The sequence below is a fragment of the Pontibacter populi genome (assembly GCF_040278685.1).
Lineage (GTDB): Bacteria > Bacteroidota > Bacteroidia > Cytophagales > Hymenobacteraceae > Pontibacter > Pontibacter populi.
Map to the genome: position 1 here is coordinate 226,461 of NZ_JBEOKT010000004.1, position 19,622 is coordinate 246,082.

The window sequence follows — 19,622 nt, forward strand, 5'->3', positions numbered from 1 at the left end:
AAACCCTTCATTAACTGAATAATTACTCATTACTCATTATTCATTATAAAAAAGTGTATATCTACCTATACCTGAACATCTTCACAATTCTGTTTCCGCTGCTCTTGTCTTTTGATAAGAAAGTGGCGTTTTACAGGAACTGGCCTGCTTTGCTGCCTGCTATAGTTGTGAATGCAGTATTGTTTATAGTTTGGGATGTGCAGTTTACAGAGCAAGGCATCTGGGGGTTTAACGAAGAATACCTGACGGGCATTTACTTTTGGAATCTGCCTCTGGAAGAGATCCTTTTCTTTATAACCGTGCCGTATGCCTGCGTTTTTATTTATGATGTTTTAAACGCTTACATCACCAAAGATCTGCTGCAGCCTTATGCCAAAACTATAGCTTTGGGCCTGATCATAGTGTTGCCAACTATAGCTGTATTTAATATGGGCAGATGGTATACTGTTATCACCTTTATGCTACTGGCATTCCTGCATCTGGTGCATTTACGCTTTTTTAATACCAGGTACCTGGGCCGTTTTTACCTGGCTTACCTGGTGCACCTGGTTCCTTTTCTGTTGGTAAACGGGGTCCTGACCTATCTGCCAGTAGTGTGGTATAACGACAACTATAACCTGGGTTTCCGGCTTATTTCCATACCCGTAGAAGATACCATGTACTCCATGCTGATGCTTTTGCTAACTATCTCTGTTTATGAAGCGTTGCGTGAAAAATTCAGTATAAAACAATATCAGACTTCAGTTGTATAACCTGTATATGCAGCGCCTCAACGTAACCATCGATTCTAACTCCGGATTTTGCTTTGGAGTAGTGTATGCCATCCAGATGGCCGAAGATATTCTGGATGAACAAGGTTACTTGTATTGCCTGGGCGATATTGTGCATAACGATGAAGAGGTGCAGCGCCTGCAGCAACGCGGTTTACGGATAATAGACCACGAACAACTCAGGGAACTGCAAAACGAAGCAGTGCTGATACGCGCACACGGCGAACCACCCGAAACCTACCAGACTGCCCTTGCCAATAACCTGACGCTGATAGATGCATCCTGCCCGGTAGTGCTTAAACTACAGAACCGCATCAAAAGCTCCTACGATAAAGACGACCGCATTTACATTTACGGGAAACATGGTCACGCCGAAGTATTAGGCCTGTTAGGTCAGACAAACAACAACGCGATCGTTTTCGAGAATATAGATGAACTGATGCAGCACAAGTTGCCAGCTAAGATCACGCTCTATAGCCAGACCACCAAGAGCACTGATAGTTTCTATAGTATCAAAAATCAGCTCGAGACCAAAGGTTATGAAGTAGAAGCCAACGATACTATTTGCAGGCAGGTATCAAACCGCGATAAGGAGCTTCGTAAGTTTGCTTCGCAGTTTGATAAGGTTGTATTTGTTTCAGGTACAAAGTCTTCTAATGGCAAAGTGTTGTTCCAGGTTTGCAAAAATACCAATCCTAATACCTACTTTATTTCAAAAGCCGAAGAGTTGCAGCCGGGTTGGTTTTCAACTGGCGAAAGCATTGGTATTTGTGGTGCAACCTCTACGCCCATGTGGCTTATGGAGCAGGTAAGGGATAGTTTGCTTAAACTTGAAGTATAATAAAGTGCCTGATAAGCTTAATGCCAACTATAAAAAGAGATACCCGCGGAATAATAATTGCCGCAACTATAGTTAGTTGCTGGGTTGGGCTGCTTGTATACCTGTTAACTGACTATACTATAGATTTCACATCACCGGTGGCATACCTTTTTATGCTGGTACAGATGCATCTATATACCGGGCTTTTTATTACTGCCCACGATGCCATGCATGGCGTAGTTGCCCCCGGCCGCCCAAAGCTTAACCGAACTATAGGAACTATAACTGCCTTTCTTTTTGCCTATAACTGGTACCCGCGTTTACTGCCACGACATCACCAGCATCACAAGCACGTCGCTACGGAGCAGGATCCAGACTATCATCATGGTTCGTTCTGGCCATGGTATTTCAGTTTTCTAAAACAATACATTACCTGGTGGCAACTAGTGTTAATGGCTGTAACATTTAATGTACTCAAGTATTTCTTCCCGACAGAGAATGTGATCCTGTTCTGGATGTTGCCTGCTGTGCTGGCTACGTTTCAGCTTTTTTACTTTGGTACGTATCTGCCTCATCGCGGCGAGCATGCCCCGGACAACCCGCATAAATCGGGAACGCAGCGTAAAAACCATTTGTGGGCATTTCTGAGCTGTTATTTTTTCGGCTACCATTACGAGCATCACGATAAGCCTTACCTGCCGTGGTGGCAACTATACAAGGCCAAAGCCTAGCAACGATCGCTATATTTAAATAATTGGATGTTTTCGTGCAGTAGTGTGTAACAGTGGGTGTCTGGATTGCGTATGACTAGCAACTTTGCCTAAACCTTCATTAACTCGTTCCAACCTTATCAGCAGCTTTATGCGCCAATCAATATTAGTTTCTTTTACTTTGCTGTGTGTCTTTTTTTTAGCCAGTTTTAATGGCTATGCAGATGGTTTCAAACGTGCTACCAGCAAAGATCCCAATCGTTTTGTGTCGGGCGTAAGCTTTGTGTGGCTTTCAGAGTTCGATAGCCAGGGGCTTATGTTCAATAACAAGTTCAGCCATTACCTGGGCGAGCGCGTGGCCGTTGGTTTAAATCTAGGTTTGCTTACAGCCTCCCGTTACGACAAAGGCAAGGAGATCTATTCTATCAAAAACACTTTTTACATGGGCGGACTGGAAACCAGCTTCGACCTGATACAAAAAGAAACTATAAACCTGCGTTTAGGCGTAGGCGGTGCTGCCAGGCATCGCTCCGAAATTAACTCTGATGCCAAAGAGGGTACAATAGATGGTTCAGTAGCGCACATTCGTACATCCGACGTTGGTTTTAACGGATTTATGGAAAATGACTTTAACTTCCTGAGAAGTGGCGTGGCCGGCTGGCGGATCGGGTATAACTACTATACTAAAGGAACTCCTGTATTTGCTATTGGTATGCATGTCGGGTTTAAGTTTTAGATCAATCAACTATAAACAAAAAAGGGAAGCTGCTAAAGTTTCCCTTTTTTGTTTATAGTTGGCTATGCCTGTAGTCGCCAGTTCATGTCTGTCGCACTTCACTTTCTGTATATCTAACTATAGTTTCAGAAGCATTAGGTCATTTTTGGATCAAAAGCTGATAACCCGTTTAAGGTCAGGATCTTTATCCGAAATTTGACGAAAGCCGAATTATCGGACACACTTCCGGGGAAGCTTCTCCACTTTCATCCACATCTCCCACTTTCTTCCACTTTTACTGTGGAAATCCGCTCCACTCTGAAGTTGTGCTTATAGGCTTGGTTTATAGTATTGAATATCAATGATTTACAAATTGGGTCTCTCGTATAATAGTGGATTACATTCAAATATTCAAATATAGTTATACCCAAAGTGGGTTGATACGTATGTGGATAATGTGGATAAGTGGTGTGGATTACCATAATTTATCCACAAAGTGGTAAAAAGTGGGAGATTGTGGTTGTGGTGTTTTGCTGAATCGTTACATTTGTATACTCCGAAAACTATACGGACCAACTATAGAAAAACATGAACTTCCTGTCTGGCGAATTTGAATGCAAGATTGACCCAAAGGGAAGGTTAGTTTTACCTGCAAAGATAAAAGCTAACCTGCCGGAGGCGTCTGGCAATCATGTGGTTCTGATGCGGGGGTTTGAGCCTTGCCTGGTATTATACCCAAAGGCAGAGTGGAAAGTAATCTATGATAAGGTAGCCGGCCTGAACGAGTTTAACGAAGAATATCGCCACTTTCAGCGTAACTTCTTTCGTGGCAACACAGAGATCGAGCTGGATGGAACAGGGCGTTTTGTTCTGCCTAAAACCATGGCACGCTTCGCGGAGTTGGATAAGGAAGTGATTATAGTTGGCTTGGGTAACCGTGTAGAGATCTGGAACCCGGATAAGTATGAAGAGTTCCTGATCAAGGACCAGCAGAATTTCTCGCAGCTGGCGCAGAAGTTCTTAGGAGATAAAGAAGAAAAAGAGCCGTTGCTATAATGGAATACCATCGCCCTGTAATGTTGGAAGAGTCGGTTGATGCTTTGGCAATAAAACCGGACGGTGTGTATGTAGATGTGACCTTTGGTGGTGGCGGACATTCGGCACTTATAGTTAGCAAGCTTACAACCGGTAAGCTGTATAGTTTCGATCAGGACCGTGATGCAGAAGAGCAGTCTAAGAAGCTGGAAGGACCAAACTTTCAGTTTGTGCGCGCTAACTTCCGCGACCTGAAAAAGTACCTGCGCCTTTACCGTGTAAAAGAGGTGGATGGCATTCTGGCTGACCTTGGTGTTTCATCGCACCAGTTTAACGAAGGCAGCCGTGGTTTTTCGACCCGCTTCGATGGTCCGCTGGATATGCGCATGGACTACGACCAGGGCGATTCGGCAAAAGATGTGGTGGAGAACTACTCTGAAGAGCAATTGCATCGCATTTTCGGCATCTATGGCGAAGTGAAGAATGCAAAAACGCTGGCCAGAACTATAGTGGAACAACGTGCCCGCAAGCCGATCGAGACGATAGAAGACTTTAAACAGGCGATACGCACCTGTACACCGAAAGGCAAAGAGAATAAATACCTGGCACAGGTTTTCCAGGCACTCCGCATCGAGGTTAACGACGAGATGAAAGCCCTGGAGGAGATGCTGGTGCAGGCGGCAGAAGTACTGAAACCTGGCGGACGACTGGCTGTGATCTCTTACCACTCCCTGGAAGACCGGTTAGTAAAGAACTTCATAGCCAAGGGCAAGTTCTTCGGGGAGGTTGAGAAAGACCTGTTCGGTAACGAAAAAAAGCCTTTGGATGCAGTAAGCCGGAAGCCGGTAGTGCCCACTGAAGAAGAATTGCTGATAAACAGTCGCTCCAGAAGCGCAAAGCTAAGAATAGCAGAGAAAAGAGATTTAGATGATTAAACACCTGGCCTGATAAGCCAAATATTTTAAAAGAGTAACTATGGCTTCTAACCTTATGACTAAGAAAGCAAGCGTACCCAGAGCAAACACGGTGCGTCTGAAGCCAGAAGAGGAGGCTCCAAAGCCCAAAAGGCGTAAAGGTTTCAGTATCTTTGGATTACTGGAAAAATATGCCAGCGTAGATGCTCTGTTTGAAGAAGGTGTTCCCCTTAAATACTTACCCCGCATTTTATTTGTAACGCTGCTAACGCTTTTCTACATCGGCAACACCCATTATGCCGAGAAAACCATTCGCAGAATAGACAAGGTTAAGGTCGAGACCGAAGACCTGCGCGCCGACTATACTACCCTTAAGTCGGATTATATGGAGGCCAGCAAGCAATCGGAAGTTGCCCGTAATGTGGCACCGCTCGGCCTCGAAGAAAGTTCATCTCCACCATATCAGGTTATAGTTTCGGAAGATGAATATTAAGAAATCCATAGTGTTGCGTGTGCGGGTAGCCTTTTTGGTTATCTGCATTTTTGCGTGCGCTATAGTTTACAAGATCGGGGTTATTCAGATTAAGGATGGAGAGAAGTGGAAAGCTATTTCTAAAGAGCGCCGCATCTATTACCGTCCTGTTTTTGCTACGCGTGGCAATATTTACTCTGATAATGAGAGTATCATGGCTACATCGCTGCCATTTTACCGTGTAGCCTTTGATCCAACTATAGCCGATGCCAAAACTTTTAATGCCGGTATAGATTCTCTTTCTATGTTGCTTTCGCGGTTTTATGGCGATAAGTCTGAAGATTATTATCGTCGCAAGATCAAGAATGCGCGCCATGCCGGCCGTCAGTACATTCGTTTGAACAGCCGCCAGATAAACTACCAGGATAAAAAGATGATGGCAAAATGGCCTGTCTTCAGAAGTGGTAAAAACAAAGGCGGGGTGATTTTTGAAAAAGTTGAAAAGCGCTTTAAGCCGTTTGGCATGCTGGCCGAGCGTACCATCGGTTTTATAAACGAAGATAAGAACGGAGCAGGGTTAGAATTTAGTTTCAACGATAACCTGTCTGGTACCGATGGTGAGGCGCTTTTCGAACGCATTGCCGGTGGTAGCAAGCCAATTTACGATGGCACCGAAGTGAAGCCGCAGCACGGTTACGATATCAAAACAACGATAGATATTAACCTGCAGGACGTTGCCGAAAATGCCCTTTACAAAGCCCTTGAGAAAACAGATGCCGAGTACGGTACGGTGATTATGATGGAAGTAAAGACCGGCGAAATAAAGGCTATGGCGAACCTTGGTAAAACCAAAGGCGGCTACATCGAAGACTATAACTATGCCGTTGGTTCTCAGGGTCGAACAGAACCGGGTTCTACTTTTAAGCTGGCCTCTATGATGGCTTTGTTTGAATATGCGCCGGAAGTAAACCTGACAGACTCAATTGATACAGGTAACGGCAGGTATAAGATTAAAAATACCTACATGACCGATGCTAAGATCAATGGTTATGGTAAGATCACAGTGCAGGAGGTTTTTGAGAAGTCATCCAACATTGGGGTGGCTAAGCTCATGGAAAAGCACTTTGGTAGCCACCAGCAGGCATATGTAGATTACTTGGATAAGTTTGGTATGGGCAATACGCTTGGCTTTCAGTTAGATGGTGAGGCTCGTCCGTTCATTAAACATCCCCAGGATAGAACATGGTATGGTACTACGCTTACGTCTATGGCCATCGGTTACGAAACCAAGCTTTCTCCGTTGCAGACCCTAGCTTTATACAATGCTGTTGCCAACAACGGTACTAAAATTCAGCCGATCATTGTAAAAGAAATTCGCAAAGCAGACAAAGTAGTTCAGTCTTTTAAAACGCGCGTGCTGGTGGATAAAGTTTGCTCCGATGCTACGCTTAAGAAAGTACGTGCCATGCTGGAAGGTGTGGTTGAGAACGGTACCGCCAAAAATATTAAAAGTGCTGACTATAAAGTAGCTGGTAAAACAGGAACTGCCCGTAAAGTGAAAGACGGAAAATACGTGCGCGAGTACTCTACATCTTTTGCAGGTTACTTCCCGGCTGATAATCCAAAGTATAGTTGCATCGTGATCATAGACAGTCCGAAAGGGGTAAATGTGTATGGCTCTGATGTGGCTGCTCCGGTATTTAAAGAACTGGCTGATAAAGCATACGCCCGCGACCTGGAAATGCATAAATCGTTGCGTGAGCGGGTAACACCAAATAAAGAAAGCCTGCCACTGGTTAAAGCCGGTAGCCTGGATGATCTGTCAACGATCTGCAACCGCCTTGGCATCAGCAATCATCCTAAAAATACTGACGAAGAATGGGTGAAGGTACAGCCAGGCCGTCGTTCGCTTGATTTTGTTCCGAACCCGGTACTGGATGGCAAAGTGCCGGATGTGGTAGGGTTAACGCTTCGCGATGCCTTATTCATACTGGGTAATCAGAACCTGAAAGTAAATGTGCAGGGCGTAGGGAAGCGCGTGGAGAAACAGTCGCTGGAGGCTGGATCAACTATAAATAAAGTAAAACAGATAACTATAGTTTTAAGCTAATGCAGCTGCAGACATTACTACATAACGTACAGGTGCTAAACACCATCGGTCCGCTTGATGTGCCCGTTGAAAGTATAACTTTTGACTCACGGAAAGTGCAGGCGGGTGTATTGTTTGTAGCTGTGCGCGGAGTGCAGGCTGATGGACATGCTTACATAACAAAAGCCGCCGAAGCGAATGCTGTAGCTATAGTTTGTGAAGAATTGCCGGAAGAGAAGAAAGCTGACGTTACCTATGTGCTGGTTAAAGACAGTGCAGAGGCGTTAGGCCAGATGGCTTCCAACTTCTACGATAACCCTTCGGCCAAACTGAAACTGGTAGGCGTAACTGGCACAAATGGCAAGACCACATCTGTAACGCTGTTGCATAAACTGTTCCGCGAGTTGGGCTACCATGTGGGGTTGCTTTCAACAGTACAGAACCAGATCGACGAAGAAATTATCCCGTCTACGCATACCACACCTGACGCTGTAACGCTGAATGAGTTGCTGGCTAAGATGGTAAAAGCTGGTTGCACGCATTGTTTCATGGAAGTAAGCTCGCATGCTATGGTACAGCAGCGTGTAGCAGGATTAACCTTCGCAGGTGGCGTTTTTACAAACATCACCCACGACCATTTAGACTATCACGGAAGTTTCGACGAGTACATCAAGGCCAAGAAATCATTCTTCGATATGCTACCGAAAGGTGCTTTTGCCCTGGTAAATGCTGATGATAAGCGTGGGTCGGTAATGGTGCAGAATACTAAAGCCAGCATACACGAATTCTCGCTTCGCAAAGCCACTGAGTTTAAGGCACGCATCATTGATAACACCATACAGGGCTTACACCTGGATATAGACGGAAACGAGATATGGTGCAAACTGATCGGGGCATTTAACGCTTACAACCTGCTGGGTGCTTATGGAGTGGCTGTACTTTTAGGTGAAGATCCGACTGAGACACTAACTATACTTTCTGCCCTCGATTCAGCCGCTGGCCGATTCGATTACATCGTTTCTGATGCCCAGATAACCGGTATAGTTGATTATGCCCATACGCCGGATGCACTGGAGAATGTATTGAATACGATACAGCAGATCCGGACGCCGGTGCAGAAAGTGATAACTATAGTTGGTTGTGGCGGTAACCGCGATGCAGCCAAGCGCCCGGTTATGGCTGATATTGCCTGCCGCCTGAGCGATAAAGTTATCCTGACTTCTGATAATCCAAGATTTGAGGAGCCACAAACTATACTGGCCGACATGCAGAAAGGCGTGAAGCCGCTGGACTATAAAAAAACATTATCGGTACTCGACAGGAAAGAAGCTATCAAAACTGCTTGTATGCTGGCCGAGCCGAACGATATAATACTGGTTGCTGGCAAAGGCCACGAAACTTACCAGGAAATACAGGGGGTGAAATATCCTTTTGATGACAAGCAGGTGCTGCAGGAAACTTTTCAGCAACTGGGGAAATGAACTTAATTACATCTTTTAGCCAAGAGTAACGAATAAATTTAAATGCTATACTACCTTTTTACATACCTGGATCGTGAATACGATATGTTTGGAGCCGGCGTGTTCCAATATATTTCCTTCCGGGCGGGTATGGCCACAATGGTGTCGCTGCTGATCGCGATGATTTTTGGCGGTAAGCTGATAAGAGTATTGCAGCGCAAGCAGGTGGGTGAGAGTATCCGCGACCTGGGTCTGGAAGGGCAGCTGGAAAAGAAAGGAACGCCAACTATGGGCGGTTTGATCATCCTGCTGGCTATTCTTGTCCCTACGCTTTTGTTTGCAAGGCTTGATAACATCTACATTATCCTGATGCTGGTTTCTACCGTTTGGTTAGGCGCCATCGGCTTCCTAGATGATTATATCAAAGTTTTTAAGAAGAACAAAGAAGGTCTGGCAGGTCGTTTCAAGATCCTGGGTCAGATCGGACTTGGACTTATAGTTGGCCTTACACTTTACTTTAACGATGACGTAGTGGTGCGTCAGTATATCTTTACTGATGGTGGTACTTCAGCTGTAAATGCATCCAAGAAGTATGTGGATGTGCACAGCATGATCACAACTATACCGTTCCGCAAAAACAACGAATTAGATTACTGCAACCTGTTCTCATTTGCTGGTCCGCTTTTCCAGGGCTGGTCGTGCTACCTGTACATCCCGTTTGTGATCTTGGTAATTACTGCGGTATCAAACGGGGCTAACATTACAGATGGTATCGATGGTCTGGCAGCTGGTACATCCGCTATAATCGGTCTAACGCTGGCTATTTTTGCATGGGTTTCAGGTAACACCATTTTTGCTGATTACCTGGATATCATGTTCATTCCGAACTCCGGTGAGCTGGCCATTTTCTCGCTCGCTTTTGTGGGTGCTTGTGTTGGCTTCCTGTGGTACAATACCTATCCGGCCCAGGTTTTTATGGGCGATACAGGCAGCTTGTCTATTGGAGGTATCATTGCGGTACTAGCACTTATAGTTAGAAAAGAACTATTGATACCAATCCTTTGCGGCATTTTCCTGATAGAGAACCTGTCGGTAATGCTGCAAGTGAGCTACTTTAAGTATACCAAAAAGAAATATGGCGAAGGCCGCCGCATCTTTAAAATGTCGCCGTTGCACCACCACTATCAGAAGTTGGGTTACCACGAATCAAAGATCGTTGGCCGTTTCTGGATCGTGGGAATCATGCTGGCCATTTTAACACTTGCAACCTTAAAACTTCGCTAAGAATACAAAAAAATGAAGATAGCTATACTTGGAGCGGGAGAAAGTGGCGTAGGAGCTGCATTACTGGCACAGGCCAAAGGGCTTGACGTGTTTGTGTCGGATATGGGGCAGATCAAAGACGAGTATAAAGCGAAGCTGGCAACAGCGGCTATACCATTTGAAGAAGGCACTCACACCCTAACCTCTATATTAGATGCTAACGAAATCATTAAAAGTCCTGGCATTCCTGATAAAGCTGCAGTTATACAAGAAGCAGCCAAAAGACAGATACCGGTCATCTCCGAGATAGAGTTTGCCGGAAGGTACACGGATGCGAAGTTTATCTGTATTACGGGTACAAATGGTAAGACAACCACTACGCTGCTGACTTATCACCTGTTAAAAAGTGCTGGTCTGAATGTAGGCCTGGCAGGTAACATAGGCGAGAGCCTGGCAGAGAAGGTGATCGATAATAAACACGATTACTATGTGGTGGAGCTAAGCAGTTTTCAGCTCGATAACATGTACCAGTTTAAGGCGCATATTGCTGTTCTGTTAAACATTACACCTGATCACCTGGACCGCTACGGCTATAGTATGGAGAACTATGCAGCCTCAAAACTGCGTGTAGCTCAGAACATGACGGGTAGCGATTACTTCATCTATAATGCAGATGACCAGAACATACAGAAGGTATTTAACTCAGCTGCGTTTGGTGGCACAACTATACCTTTCTCGCTGGAAAGTGCAGAAGGTGCCAAAGTGCGGTTCGAAGAATCAACTATAAAGCTGGATATCAGATTCTTTGAAGGTAGTGTGGATGCATCAAAATCCAGCCTGATCGGGAAGCATAACAAGTACAATACCATGGCAGCTGCCGCAGTGGCGAAGTTGCTACAAGTGTCCGACGAAACTATAGCGCAGGCCCTGGAGACTTTTCAGAATGCAGACCATCGTTTGCAGTTAGTGGGCGTTGCCAAAGATGTAAGCTACATCAACGACTCGAAAGCGACAAACGTGGAAGCAGTTTGGTATGCGTTGGAAGGAATAAAACAACCGATCATCTGGATAGCAGGTGGTGTGGATAAGGGTAACGACTATAGTACTCTGGAAGAACTGGCCCGTGAAAAAGTAAAAGTGTTGATCTGCCTGGGCAAGGATAATAAAAAACTGGAGCGCTCTTTCAACAAGGTAGTTCCGATCATAGCCGAAACAGATTCGATAGAATACGCCGTGCGCATGGCAAAATTGCTGGCCGTACCCGGAGATGTGGTATTGCTGTCGCCGGCCTGTGCCAGTTTCGATTTGTTCGATAACTATGAGCATAGAGGACAGCGCTTTAAAGAAGCAGTAGATAAAATAGTTTTAAAGAAATAAGCATAACAATTTTTAGCCAAAGGTTATGGTAAAGCAGTGGTTACAGAAAAACCTGAAGGGCGATCCTGTATTGTGGGGTATCGTTCTGATGTTCTCGCTTTTGAGCGTGGCGGTGGTGTATTCTGCCACAGGTACGCTTGCCTACAAATCTCATGAAGGCAACACCGAGTATTTCCTGCTGAAACATTCGGCATTGATCTTTCTTGGGTTAGCATTCATGTGGGCAGCCCACAAGATCAACTATAGATATTATTCCAGGTTGTCGTTAGTGGCGCTTATCCTTTCAGTGCCGTTGCTGCTTTTTGCTTTTTTCTGGGGTTCTAACATCAATGATGCGTCGCGCTGGATAACGATACCGGTTATTAACCAGACATTCCAGCCTTCGGATTTAGCAAAACTGGCTCTGATCTCTTACCTGGCTAGTATGCTGGCTAAAGTACAATTGCAGGTGAAAGACTGGCGCAAAACGCTGGTTCCGATGATGATCTGGACAGTAGCAATCTGTGCTTTGATCGCCCTGACAAATACATCAACAGCAGTCTTGTTATTTGCTACCTGTATGTTGCTCATGTTTATTGGGCGCGTACCGTTCAAATACCTGGTTACAGTTTTCTTCATTGTGATTATAGTTGGAGGCGGTGCATTGGCTATTGGTCAGCGACTGGGTACTGCAGTTAGCCGTGTAGAAGCTTTTCTTGATGATTCTGAAACCCCTTTCCAGTTAGAGCAGTCTTACATTGCTATTGCTACAGGTGGTGTGGTTGGCAAAGGACCTGGAAACAGCGATCAGCGCGATATTCTCCCGCACCCTTACTCTGACTTTATTTTTGCTATCATTTTAGAGGAATATGGTTTGTTGGGAGGAGCTGCTGTATTGTTCCTTTACCTGGCCTTACTCTACCGGGGTATGGTTACGGTGGTAAATAGTACAGGTGCCTTCGGTGGGTTGCTTTCTGCAGGCTTAAGTTTCAGCCTTGTGATACAGGGTATGATCAACATGGGGGTTGCTGTGGGACTGGGGCCGATCACCGGTTTGCCGTTGCCGCTCCTAAGTATGGGTGGTACATCTTTAATCTTTACCGGTATTTCGCTGGGTATTATTCTCAGTGTGAGCCGCACCGATAGTGAATTCAAAAGTGCAGCCGTTGGTGCTGCCGCGGGTATAAATGCTAAAGTTCCGGTAAATGCCTAGTTCGCACAGACCATATCGCATCATTATCAGTGGTGGTGGCACCGGCGGACACATTTATCCGGCAGTGGCTATTGCGAACCAGATCAAGGCTATCAGCCCGGAGTCTGAGATATTGTTTGTGGGTGCCAAAGGCCGCATGGAAATGACACGTGTGCCGGAAGCAGGTTACAAAATTGTTGGCCTATGGATCAGTGGATTGCAGCGCAGATTAACTATAGATAACCTGTCGTTTCCGCTAAAAGTGCTTTCCAGTTTGCGAGCTTCGCATAAGATCATAAAAGATTTTAAACCTGATGCTGTAGTTGGCGTGGGTGGATATGCAAGTGGCCCATTACTGTATGCGGCAACTGCTAAAGGAATTCCATCGCTTATCCAGGAACAGAATTCCTATGCTGGAATCACGAATAAGTTACTAGCCAAAAAAGTTGGTAAAGTATGCGTGGCTTACGAGAACATGGAAAAATTCTTTCCAGCAGAGAAAATTGTACTGACCGGTAACCCTGTTCGCCAGGACATACTGGATATAACCGAGAAAAGGAGAGAAGCGCTTTTGCATTTCGGCCTTACTTCAGAAAAGAAAACTATACTGGTAATTGGCGGTAGCCTTGGGGCCAGAACTATAAACCATAGTATTGCCGATGGTCTGGAGCAACTAGCCGCGGCAGGCTATCAGCTGATCTGGCAAACTGGCAAAGGGTTTTATACCGAAGCTAAGGAACTGGAAGCAAACTATACAGATCAGGGAATCCGTGTTTTTGACTTTATAAAGCGCATGGACCTGGCATATGCTGCCGCCGATATTGTTGTTTCAAGGGCGGGTGCGCTTTCGATCTCAGAACTATGTTTAGCTGCAAAACCATGTATCCTGGTGCCATCGCCAAATGTGGCGGAAGATCACCAGACTAAAAATGCGATGGCATTGGTGCAGCAGCATGCAGCCATACTGGTACGCGATGTGGAAGCCTCACAGAAACTGATTACGGCGACCTTGCAGTTAGCACAGGACGAACAGGAGCAGAAACGGCTTTCTGAAAACATAAAGAAAATGGCACGACCAAACGCGGCGGCCGATATTGTGGACGAACTTGTAAAATTGATAAAGTGAGACTGGAAGACTATAGGTATATCTACTTCTTAGGCATTGGCGGCATTGGTATGAGCGCAATTGCCCGGTGGTTCCATGCCAAAGGGTTTCCGGTTTGGGGCTACGATAAAACCAGAACGCCGCTCACTGAAGCACTTGAACAGGAAGGTATTATAGTTCATTACGAGGATAATGTAGCACACCTGCCACAGCAAATTCTGGAGGACAAGACCTATACGCTGGTTATTTTAACACCCGCTATTCCGGCCGAGCATACCGAGTGGGCTTATCTGAAGGAGCAGAACTATACTATAAAAAAACGCTCTGAGGTATTGGGTATCATAACAGCCAATGCCTTTACTATAGCTGTAGCCGGTACGCATGGTAAAACCACTACCTCATCTATGGTTACGCACCTGTTGCACCATGCCGGCGTAGATGCTTCTGCATTCCTGGGAGGTATTGCAACCAACATAAACTCGAACCTTTTGATCAGTAAAGGAGAGCGCGAACAAGAGCTGGTAGTAGTGGAAGCAGATGAATATGACCGCTCTTTCCTGACCCTGTTTCCGGATATTGCAATCGTAACTTCCGCAGACCCAGATCATTTGGATATTTATGGTGACAGTGAGGAACTGATACGTACGTTCCAGAGGTTCATTAGTCAGATAAAACCAGGCGGCTACTTGTTACTGAACAAAAATACAGATCCACGTTTAACAGCTCAGATTCAGCCTGACGTTAATGTTATTACCTATAGTTTAAATACTGGAGGTGCTCATATTCAGAGTCTTAACATTGATGGCCGCTGGTTTAATTTCGATGTTGTAAGCCCCCTTCATAACATAGGTTCACTGCAGCTGGGAGTGCCCGGTTTTCATAATGCAGAAAATATGTTGGCAGCTGTATTAGCAAGTCAGGTATTGCAGGTGCCTGAAGATCAGATACGTAGTGGCGTTAAGTCTTACAAGGGTGTGAAGCGTCGCTTTGAATTTGTATATGAAGGCAATGGCAAAGTATATATCGATGACTATGCACATCACCCGAAAGAGATAGATGCCTTTATGTCGTCGCTACGTGCGCTGTACCCGAACAAACGGATTAAAGTGATATTTCAGCCACACCTTTTCACGCGTACCCGCGACTTCACAAATGAGTTTGCAGAGAGCCTGAGCAAGGCAGATGAAGTGGTGTTATTGGATATTTACCCTGCCCGCGAAAAACCGATACCAGGAGTGACTTCAGAAATGCTTCTGGAGCGCATTTCTTGCCCTGCAAAATCGTTGATAAACAAGGCCGAAATTGTAGATAATTTAGCTCTGAACGCTGATTTTGATGTGTTGGCAACCGTTGGAGCAGGTGATATAGATACATTAGTGAAGCCTATCAAAAATATTTTAGAAAAAGTAGGGTATGGGCTTGAATAGTAAAATAAAATCTTTAATTTTTGCAGGTTGTAGCATCGTTACGATCGGAGCCCTTGCGGGCTTTGCCAATTCCCGACAAAATGAAAAAGTTTGTCAGAAAGTGGCAATAAAAATTGATAATGAGTACAATAATTACTTTATTGGGGATAAGGAAGTAAAGGACCTGCTTACCCGCGATGGTGAGCGAAAGATTGAAGGCGTTTCCAATAAGAATATTGACCTCAAGAACCTTGAAAAACGCATCGAATCAAACAAATTTGTTGAAGATGCCGATGTTTACCGGGGCTTAGATGGCAATATACATGTACAAGTAAAACAAAACAGGCCTATTGCAAGAATTATACGACCAGATCAAGATGTATACCTCGATGTAGAGGGGCAGATCCTGCCTTTATCAGACAGATACACCGCTCGTGTAATCCCAATTACCAAATCGGCTCTTTTAAAACCCCTTAACCAGGAGTTTTTCCAGGATTCGGTTGGCCAGAACTACCTTTCATTACTTCAGTTCATTGAGAACGATGAATTCTGGAAGGCACAGTTAGCCCAGATGCATATAGATGGCAAGGGTAAAGTTTCATTTTTGCCGCAGGTTGGCGACCATACCATAGAGTTTGGCAGGCCAGGTAATGCTGAGCAAAAGTTTAAGAAACTAATGATCTTTTATAAAGAAGTGCTGCCTGTTATGGGGTGGGACAAATATAAAAGAGTGAATGTAGAGTTTGAAGATCAGATAATTTGCGAATAAATATACAGATATGCAGAACGACAAAATAGTAGTAGGCTTGGACATTGGCACAACCAAAGTTTGCGCACTTGTAGGTCGGAGAAACGAGTATGGTAAGCTGGAGATCCTGGGAATGGGAAAAGCAGCTTCTGAGGGGGTGGTGCGTGGCATGGTCAGCAATATCGACAAAACGGTAGAAGCGATCAGGAAGGCAGTTAGCCAGGCAGAAGCGCAGGCAGATATCAACATAGGCGTAGTGAACGTAGGGATTGCCGGTCAGCATATTAAGAGTTTACAGCACAATGGCAGCATTACCCGTTCGGTTACCGATAATGAGATAACCGTTGAGGATGTTAACCGCCTTACCAACGACATGTATCGTTTGGTTACGCCTCCGGGCAGCGAGATCATCCATGTAATGCCACAGGAGTACAAAGTTGATTACGAAGAAGGTATAGTTGATCCGGTTGGTATGTCGGGTGTGCGTCTGGAGGGTAACTTCCATATCATCACAGCACAGTCAAATGCTATCAGCAACATCAACAAATGTGTTACCCGTGCCGGTTTGGAGATCGATCAATTGATATTGGAGCCTTTGGCATCCTGCTTATCAGTGCTGAGCGATGAGGAGCGTGAAGCAGGTGTGGCCTTAGTTGATATCGGCGGTGGCACTACAGATGTCGCTATCTTTAAAGACAATATTATCCGTCATACGGCAGTTCTACCTTTCGGAGGCAACATCATCACTTCGGATATTAAGCAGGGTTGCATGGTAATGCAGAACCAGGCAGAGCAGCTGAAAGTGAAGTTTGGTAAAGCCATTGCAGACGAAGCCTCAGAAAATGAGATAGTTTCTATCCCGGGATTAAGAGACAGAACTCCAAAAGAGATATCTTTGAAGAACCTTGCTTACATTATTGAGGCAAGGATGGAAGAAATAGTGGAGTTGGTGTATGCCGAGATCGTAAGATCAGGTTACGCAAATGGCCTGGCAGCCGGTATCGTAATTACGGGCGGTGGCGCACAACTTCAGAACCTGGTGCAATTGGTAGAATACATTTCAGGGATGGATACGCGCATTGGTTACCCTAATGAGCACCTCGGCAAATCTAAGATAGACGCTGTGAAAAGCCCGATGTACGCGACCAGTGTGGGCCTTGTACTGGCTGGATTCCAGTCGCTGGATAACCGCAGTGTGGAAAGAGTATCTGAGGTTCCGGAAAGAATTGAATACAAGAAACCGGCACCAAAAGCCGGAGGAAAAGAAGGCGGTATCATCAGTATGATAAAAGGCTTCTTATCTGATGATATAGACGACAACAAACAAAGTTACTAACCCAAAACAGAGCAGGAGAAATTAGCATGAGCATGTACTCTTTCGACTTACCGTCAAGCAGTAAGTCTATCATTAAGGTGATTGGTGTTGGGGGCGGTGGAAGCAACGCTGTAAACCATATGTATAATCAGGGCATCAAAGATGTTGAGTTTATCATATGCAATACCGACGCACAGGCCCTTAAAAGTAGCAGCGTTCCTACAAGACTTGCCCTTGGTCAAAACCTGACTGAAGGTCTTGGAGCCGGAGCAAACCCTGAAAAAGGTAAGCAGGCCGCTCTTGAAAGCAAAGAAGAAATCCGCGAAATGCTTAGCAACGATACCAAAATGGTATTTATTACGGCAGGTATGGGTGGTGGTACTGGTACTGGTGCTGCTCCTGTAATTGCGAAAGTTGCAAAAGAACTAGGTATACTTACGGTTGGTATAGTTACAGCGCCTTTCGGTTTCGAAGGTCGTAAGAAGAAGCAGGCTGCCGAGGACGGTGTTAGAGAACTGAGCGAAAACTGCGACACGATCCTGGTGATCCTGAACGACAAGCTGCGCGAAATGTTTGGTAACCTGACAATTCGTGAGGCATTTGCTAAAGCAGATAACGTGTTAACTACAGCTGCTAAATCTATAGCTGAGATTATTACAGTTACTGCAGAAGTAAACGTTGACTTTGAAGACGTTAAAACGGTAATGAAAGACTCTGGTGCCGCAGTGATGGGTTCTGCGATAACAGAAGGCGAAGGCCGTGCATTACGTGCTGCTGAAGAAGCGCTTTCTTCTCCGTTATTGAACAACACTGACATTCATGGTGCTCAGAAAATCCTTCTTTCAATTATGTCTGGTGAGCAGGCAGAGCTTGAAATGGATGAACTGACTGAGATCACTGAATATATCCAGGATAAAGCCGGCCAGGAAGCTGAAGTTATCTTCGGTCATGGTATTGACTCTGGTTTGGGTCAGAGCATTCGTGTTACAGTAATTGCGACTGGTTTTGCAAGTAACACAGACAACCTGATGGAGCCTAAAAAAACGGTGTTTGACCTGGAGAGCCAAAAAAAAATTGAAGTAGCAGAGCCAGCTAAGCCAGAAGTTATAGAGGTAACTACATTCGTTCCAAAGCAAGTGGTAGCACCAGCACCTATAGTTCAGGCGCCAGCACCTGCTCCTGCACCTATACCAGCTCCAATTCCAACTCCTCAGTATGAGGCTGTACGTAAGCCAGTTGAGCAGCAGCAACCAACCCGTATCGTGTTTGATCTGGGCTCAACTGATTCTCCTGAGAGCTTTTATGCACCAAAGGTAGATGATCGTGCTGCCCGCGAACTGGAAGAGCGTGAGTTAATGAAGCGCAGACAGGAAGAACGCCGTGAGCGCCTTCGCAGACTGAGCTCTGAGATTACGACTGAGGCTATAAAAGAGAAGCTTGAAGTTCCTGCTTACCTGCGTCGTAATGTGGCGTTGGAGTCGGTTGCACACTCTTCGGAGCGCAATATCTCCCGCTTTAACCTGAATGATGATAATGAGATCTTAGGCGACAATCGTTTCCTGCACGATAACGTTGACTAAGTGATCAACTATAAAACAGAAAGGGCTTCCGGTATCGGAAGCCCTTTCTGTTTTATAGTTGAAAGTAATTCAGTGTGTTCAACTACTTGTAACTATAGTTCAGGCATAGCAGCTATAGTTAGAACTTTAGAAACTGCTCTACATGTTGCTCCAGTAGTTCCTGGTAAAGTTCGTTGGTTAGTTGCGTTCCGTCGAAGTTCTTTTCGATATGAGCCAGTTTAAGGCGCATGGCCATCACGTGCATGCCCAGGTAATTCAATACATCAGACAGGTGGCTAAGTGCCAGCCCGCTGCCCTGCATGCCCGAAGATAAGCCAATCAAAGCCCCTTTCTTGTCTTTAAAGGTATTCGGGTAGGAGAGGCCATCTATAAATGCTTTCAGCACCCCCGGGTACGATGAATTGTATTCCGGTACCACAAACACGAATTTATCTGATTCAGCGATCATATTGGCCAGCTTATTGAATTGCTCGTTTTTGCCGGTATTGTCGTATAGTGCCGAAACTATAAAGTCAGTAGGCAGCTCGGCCAGGTTCAGTATTTGGTAAGGGACACCTTGCTTTTGTAGCAACGCAGCATACATATTTACAATGGCTATACTATTTGATTCAGGTCGGTTTGTTCCTGAAATTAGTGTGATCATGTGCTATAGTTTAGTTACTTCTTTAACAA

General features: G+C 45.2%; 18 protein-coding genes. 17 read left to right on the forward strand and 1 reads right to left on the reverse strand.

Features of this window, described 5'->3' with window-relative positions; translation table 11 throughout:
* Nucleotides 1-53 precede the first annotated feature (53 nt).
* The 17 genes from ABS362_RS06015 (at nt 54) to ftsZ (ending at nt 18,950) form a co-directional block, all read left to right on the forward strand.
* Nucleotides 54-752, forward strand: a complete 699-nt coding sequence (locus tag ABS362_RS06015; RefSeq protein WP_350411466.1) for a lycopene cyclase domain-containing protein — start codon at nt 54-56, stop codon at nt 750-752.
* A 7-nt stretch (nt 753-759) separates the two neighbouring features.
* A complete protein-coding gene (locus tag ABS362_RS06020; RefSeq protein WP_350411467.1) occupies nt 760-1,611 on the forward strand; it encodes a 4-hydroxy-3-methylbut-2-enyl diphosphate reductase in 852 nt (283 codons plus the stop codon).
* Nucleotides 1,612-1,631: 20 nt separating this feature from the next.
* Entirely contained in the window at nt 1,632-2,321 is a 690-nt protein-coding gene (locus ABS362_RS06025; RefSeq protein WP_350411468.1) for a fatty acid desaturase, read from the forward strand.
* A 130-nt stretch (nt 2,322-2,451) separates the two neighbouring features.
* Nucleotides 2,452-3,036: a hypothetical protein gene (locus ABS362_RS06030; RefSeq protein WP_350411469.1), complete on the forward strand. Its 585-nt coding sequence runs from the start codon at nt 2,452-2,454 to the stop codon at nt 3,034-3,036.
* A gap of 567 nt (nt 3,037-3,603) precedes the next feature.
* Nucleotides 3,604-4,071 carry a division/cell wall cluster transcriptional repressor MraZ gene (gene mraZ, locus ABS362_RS06035; protein ID WP_350411470.1) on the forward strand — a complete coding sequence of 156 codons (468 nt, stop codon included), beginning with the start codon at nt 3,604-3,606 and terminating at the stop codon, nt 4,069-4,071.
* Nucleotides 4,071-4,985 (forward strand): 16S rRNA (cytosine(1402)-N(4))-methyltransferase RsmH, encoded by a 915-nt coding sequence (gene rsmH / locus ABS362_RS06040; RefSeq protein ID WP_350411471.1) that lies wholly within the window; start codon nt 4,071-4,073, stop codon nt 4,983-4,985. Before mraZ ends, rsmH begins: the two co-directional genes overlap by 1 nt.
* Before the next feature lie 55 nt (nt 4,986-5,040).
* Nucleotides 5,041-5,457, forward strand: a complete 417-nt coding sequence (locus tag ABS362_RS06045; protein WP_350411472.1) for an FtsL-like putative cell division protein — start codon at nt 5,041-5,043, stop codon at nt 5,455-5,457.
* Nucleotides 5,447-7,546: a penicillin-binding protein gene (locus tag ABS362_RS06050; protein WP_350411473.1), complete on the forward strand. Its 2,100-nt coding sequence runs from the start codon at nt 5,447-5,449 to the stop codon at nt 7,544-7,546. The genes ABS362_RS06045 and ABS362_RS06050 overlap by 11 nt, the downstream gene beginning before the upstream one ends.
* Nucleotides 7,546-9,006, forward strand: coding sequence for a UDP-N-acetylmuramoyl-L-alanyl-D-glutamate--2,6-diaminopimelate ligase (locus tag ABS362_RS06055; protein ID WP_350411474.1), 1,461 nt, complete (start codon nt 7,546-7,548; stop codon nt 9,004-9,006). The genes ABS362_RS06050 and ABS362_RS06055 overlap by 1 nt, the downstream gene beginning before the upstream one ends.
* A gap of 42 nt (nt 9,007-9,048) precedes the next feature.
* Nucleotides 9,049-10,269 (forward strand): phospho-N-acetylmuramoyl-pentapeptide-transferase, encoded by a 1,221-nt coding sequence (mraY, locus tag ABS362_RS06060; protein WP_350411475.1) that lies wholly within the window; start codon nt 9,049-9,051, stop codon nt 10,267-10,269.
* A 12-nt stretch (nt 10,270-10,281) separates the two neighbouring features.
* Complete coding sequence (gene murD / locus ABS362_RS06065) at nt 10,282-11,625, forward strand: UDP-N-acetylmuramoyl-L-alanine--D-glutamate ligase (protein WP_350411476.1); 1,344 nt, start codon at nt 10,282-10,284, stop codon at nt 11,623-11,625.
* Nucleotides 11,626-11,650: 25 nt separating this feature from the next.
* Nucleotides 11,651-12,817: an FtsW/RodA/SpoVE family cell cycle protein gene (locus ABS362_RS06070; protein ID WP_350411477.1), complete on the forward strand. Its 1,167-nt coding sequence runs from the start codon at nt 11,651-11,653 to the stop codon at nt 12,815-12,817.
* The gene (gene murG / locus ABS362_RS06075) at nt 12,810-13,922 is read left to right on the forward strand and encodes an undecaprenyldiphospho-muramoylpentapeptide beta-N-acetylglucosaminyltransferase (RefSeq protein WP_350411478.1); all 1,113 of its coding nucleotides are present in this window, start codon (nt 12,810-12,812) and stop codon (nt 13,920-13,922) included. The genes ABS362_RS06070 and murG overlap by 8 nt, the downstream gene beginning before the upstream one ends.
* Nucleotides 13,919-15,328 carry a UDP-N-acetylmuramate--L-alanine ligase gene (murC, locus tag ABS362_RS06080; RefSeq protein ID WP_350411479.1) on the forward strand — a complete coding sequence of 470 codons (1,410 nt, stop codon included), beginning with the start codon at nt 13,919-13,921 and terminating at the stop codon, nt 15,326-15,328. Before murG ends, murC begins: the two co-directional genes overlap by 4 nt.
* The gene (locus ABS362_RS06085) at nt 15,315-16,076 is read left to right on the forward strand and encodes a cell division protein FtsQ/DivIB (protein ID WP_491568577.1); all 762 of its coding nucleotides are present in this window, start codon (nt 15,315-15,317) and stop codon (nt 16,074-16,076) included. The genes murC and ABS362_RS06085 overlap by 14 nt, the downstream gene beginning before the upstream one ends.
* A gap of 10 nt (nt 16,077-16,086) precedes the next feature.
* Entirely contained in the window at nt 16,087-17,391 is a 1,305-nt protein-coding gene (ftsA, locus tag ABS362_RS06090) for a cell division protein FtsA (protein ID WP_350411482.1), read from the forward strand.
* Nucleotides 17,392-17,417: 26 nt separating this feature from the next.
* Nucleotides 17,418-18,950: a cell division protein FtsZ gene (gene ftsZ, locus ABS362_RS06095; protein ID WP_350411484.1), complete on the forward strand. Its 1,533-nt coding sequence runs from the start codon at nt 17,418-17,420 to the stop codon at nt 18,948-18,950.
* A 118-nt stretch (nt 18,951-19,068) separates the two neighbouring features.
* Here ftsZ and ABS362_RS06100 read toward each other — a convergent pair whose 3' ends face one another.
* Nucleotides 19,069-19,593 (reverse strand): NADPH-dependent FMN reductase, encoded by a 525-nt coding sequence (locus ABS362_RS06100; protein ID WP_350411485.1) that lies wholly within the window; start codon nt 19,591-19,593, stop codon nt 19,069-19,071.
* Nucleotides 19,594-19,622: the final 29 nt, after the last annotated feature.

What these genes read in the sequence shown, in the direction of transcription:
- ABS362_RS06020 (WP_350411467.1), top strand. Translation starts at nt 760, where the DNA reads ATGCAGCGCCTCAACGTAACCATCGATTCTAACTCCGGATTTTGCTTT.
- ABS362_RS06025 (WP_350411468.1), top strand. Translation starts at nt 1,632, where the DNA reads ATGCCAACTATAAAAAGAGATACCCGCGGAATAATAATTGCCGCAACT.
- ABS362_RS06030 (WP_350411469.1), top strand. Translation starts at nt 2,452, where the DNA reads ATGCGCCAATCAATATTAGTTTCTTTTACTTTGCTGTGTGTCTTTTTT.
- mraZ (WP_350411470.1), top strand. Translation starts at nt 3,604, where the DNA reads ATGAACTTCCTGTCTGGCGAATTTGAATGCAAGATTGACCCAAAGGGA.
- rsmH (WP_350411471.1), top strand. Translation starts at nt 4,071, where the DNA reads ATGGAATACCATCGCCCTGTAATGTTGGAAGAGTCGGTTGATGCTTTG.
- ABS362_RS06045 (WP_350411472.1), top strand. Translation starts at nt 5,041, where the DNA reads ATGACTAAGAAAGCAAGCGTACCCAGAGCAAACACGGTGCGTCTGAAG.
- ABS362_RS06050 (WP_350411473.1), top strand. Translation starts at nt 5,447, where the DNA reads ATGAATATTAAGAAATCCATAGTGTTGCGTGTGCGGGTAGCCTTTTTG.
- ABS362_RS06055 (WP_350411474.1), top strand. Translation starts at nt 7,546, where the DNA reads ATGCAGCTGCAGACATTACTACATAACGTACAGGTGCTAAACACCATC.
- mraY (WP_350411475.1), top strand. Translation starts at nt 9,049, where the DNA reads ATGCTATACTACCTTTTTACATACCTGGATCGTGAATACGATATGTTT.
- murD (WP_350411476.1), top strand. Translation starts at nt 10,282, where the DNA reads ATGAAGATAGCTATACTTGGAGCGGGAGAAAGTGGCGTAGGAGCTGCA.
- ABS362_RS06070 (WP_350411477.1), top strand. Translation starts at nt 11,651, where the DNA reads ATGGTAAAGCAGTGGTTACAGAAAAACCTGAAGGGCGATCCTGTATTG.
- murG (WP_350411478.1), top strand. Translation starts at nt 12,810, where the DNA reads ATGCCTAGTTCGCACAGACCATATCGCATCATTATCAGTGGTGGTGGC.
- ABS362_RS06085 (WP_491568577.1), top strand. Translation starts at nt 15,315, where the DNA reads ATGGGCTTGAATAGTAAAATAAAATCTTTAATTTTTGCAGGTTGTAGC.
- ftsA (WP_350411482.1), top strand. Translation starts at nt 16,087, where the DNA reads ATGCAGAACGACAAAATAGTAGTAGGCTTGGACATTGGCACAACCAAA.
- ftsZ (WP_350411484.1), top strand. Translation starts at nt 17,418, where the DNA reads ATGAGCATGTACTCTTTCGACTTACCGTCAAGCAGTAAGTCTATCATT.
- ABS362_RS06100 (WP_350411485.1), bottom strand. Translation starts at nt 19,593, where the DNA reads ATGATCACACTAATTTCAGGAACAAACCGACCTGAATCAAATAGTATA.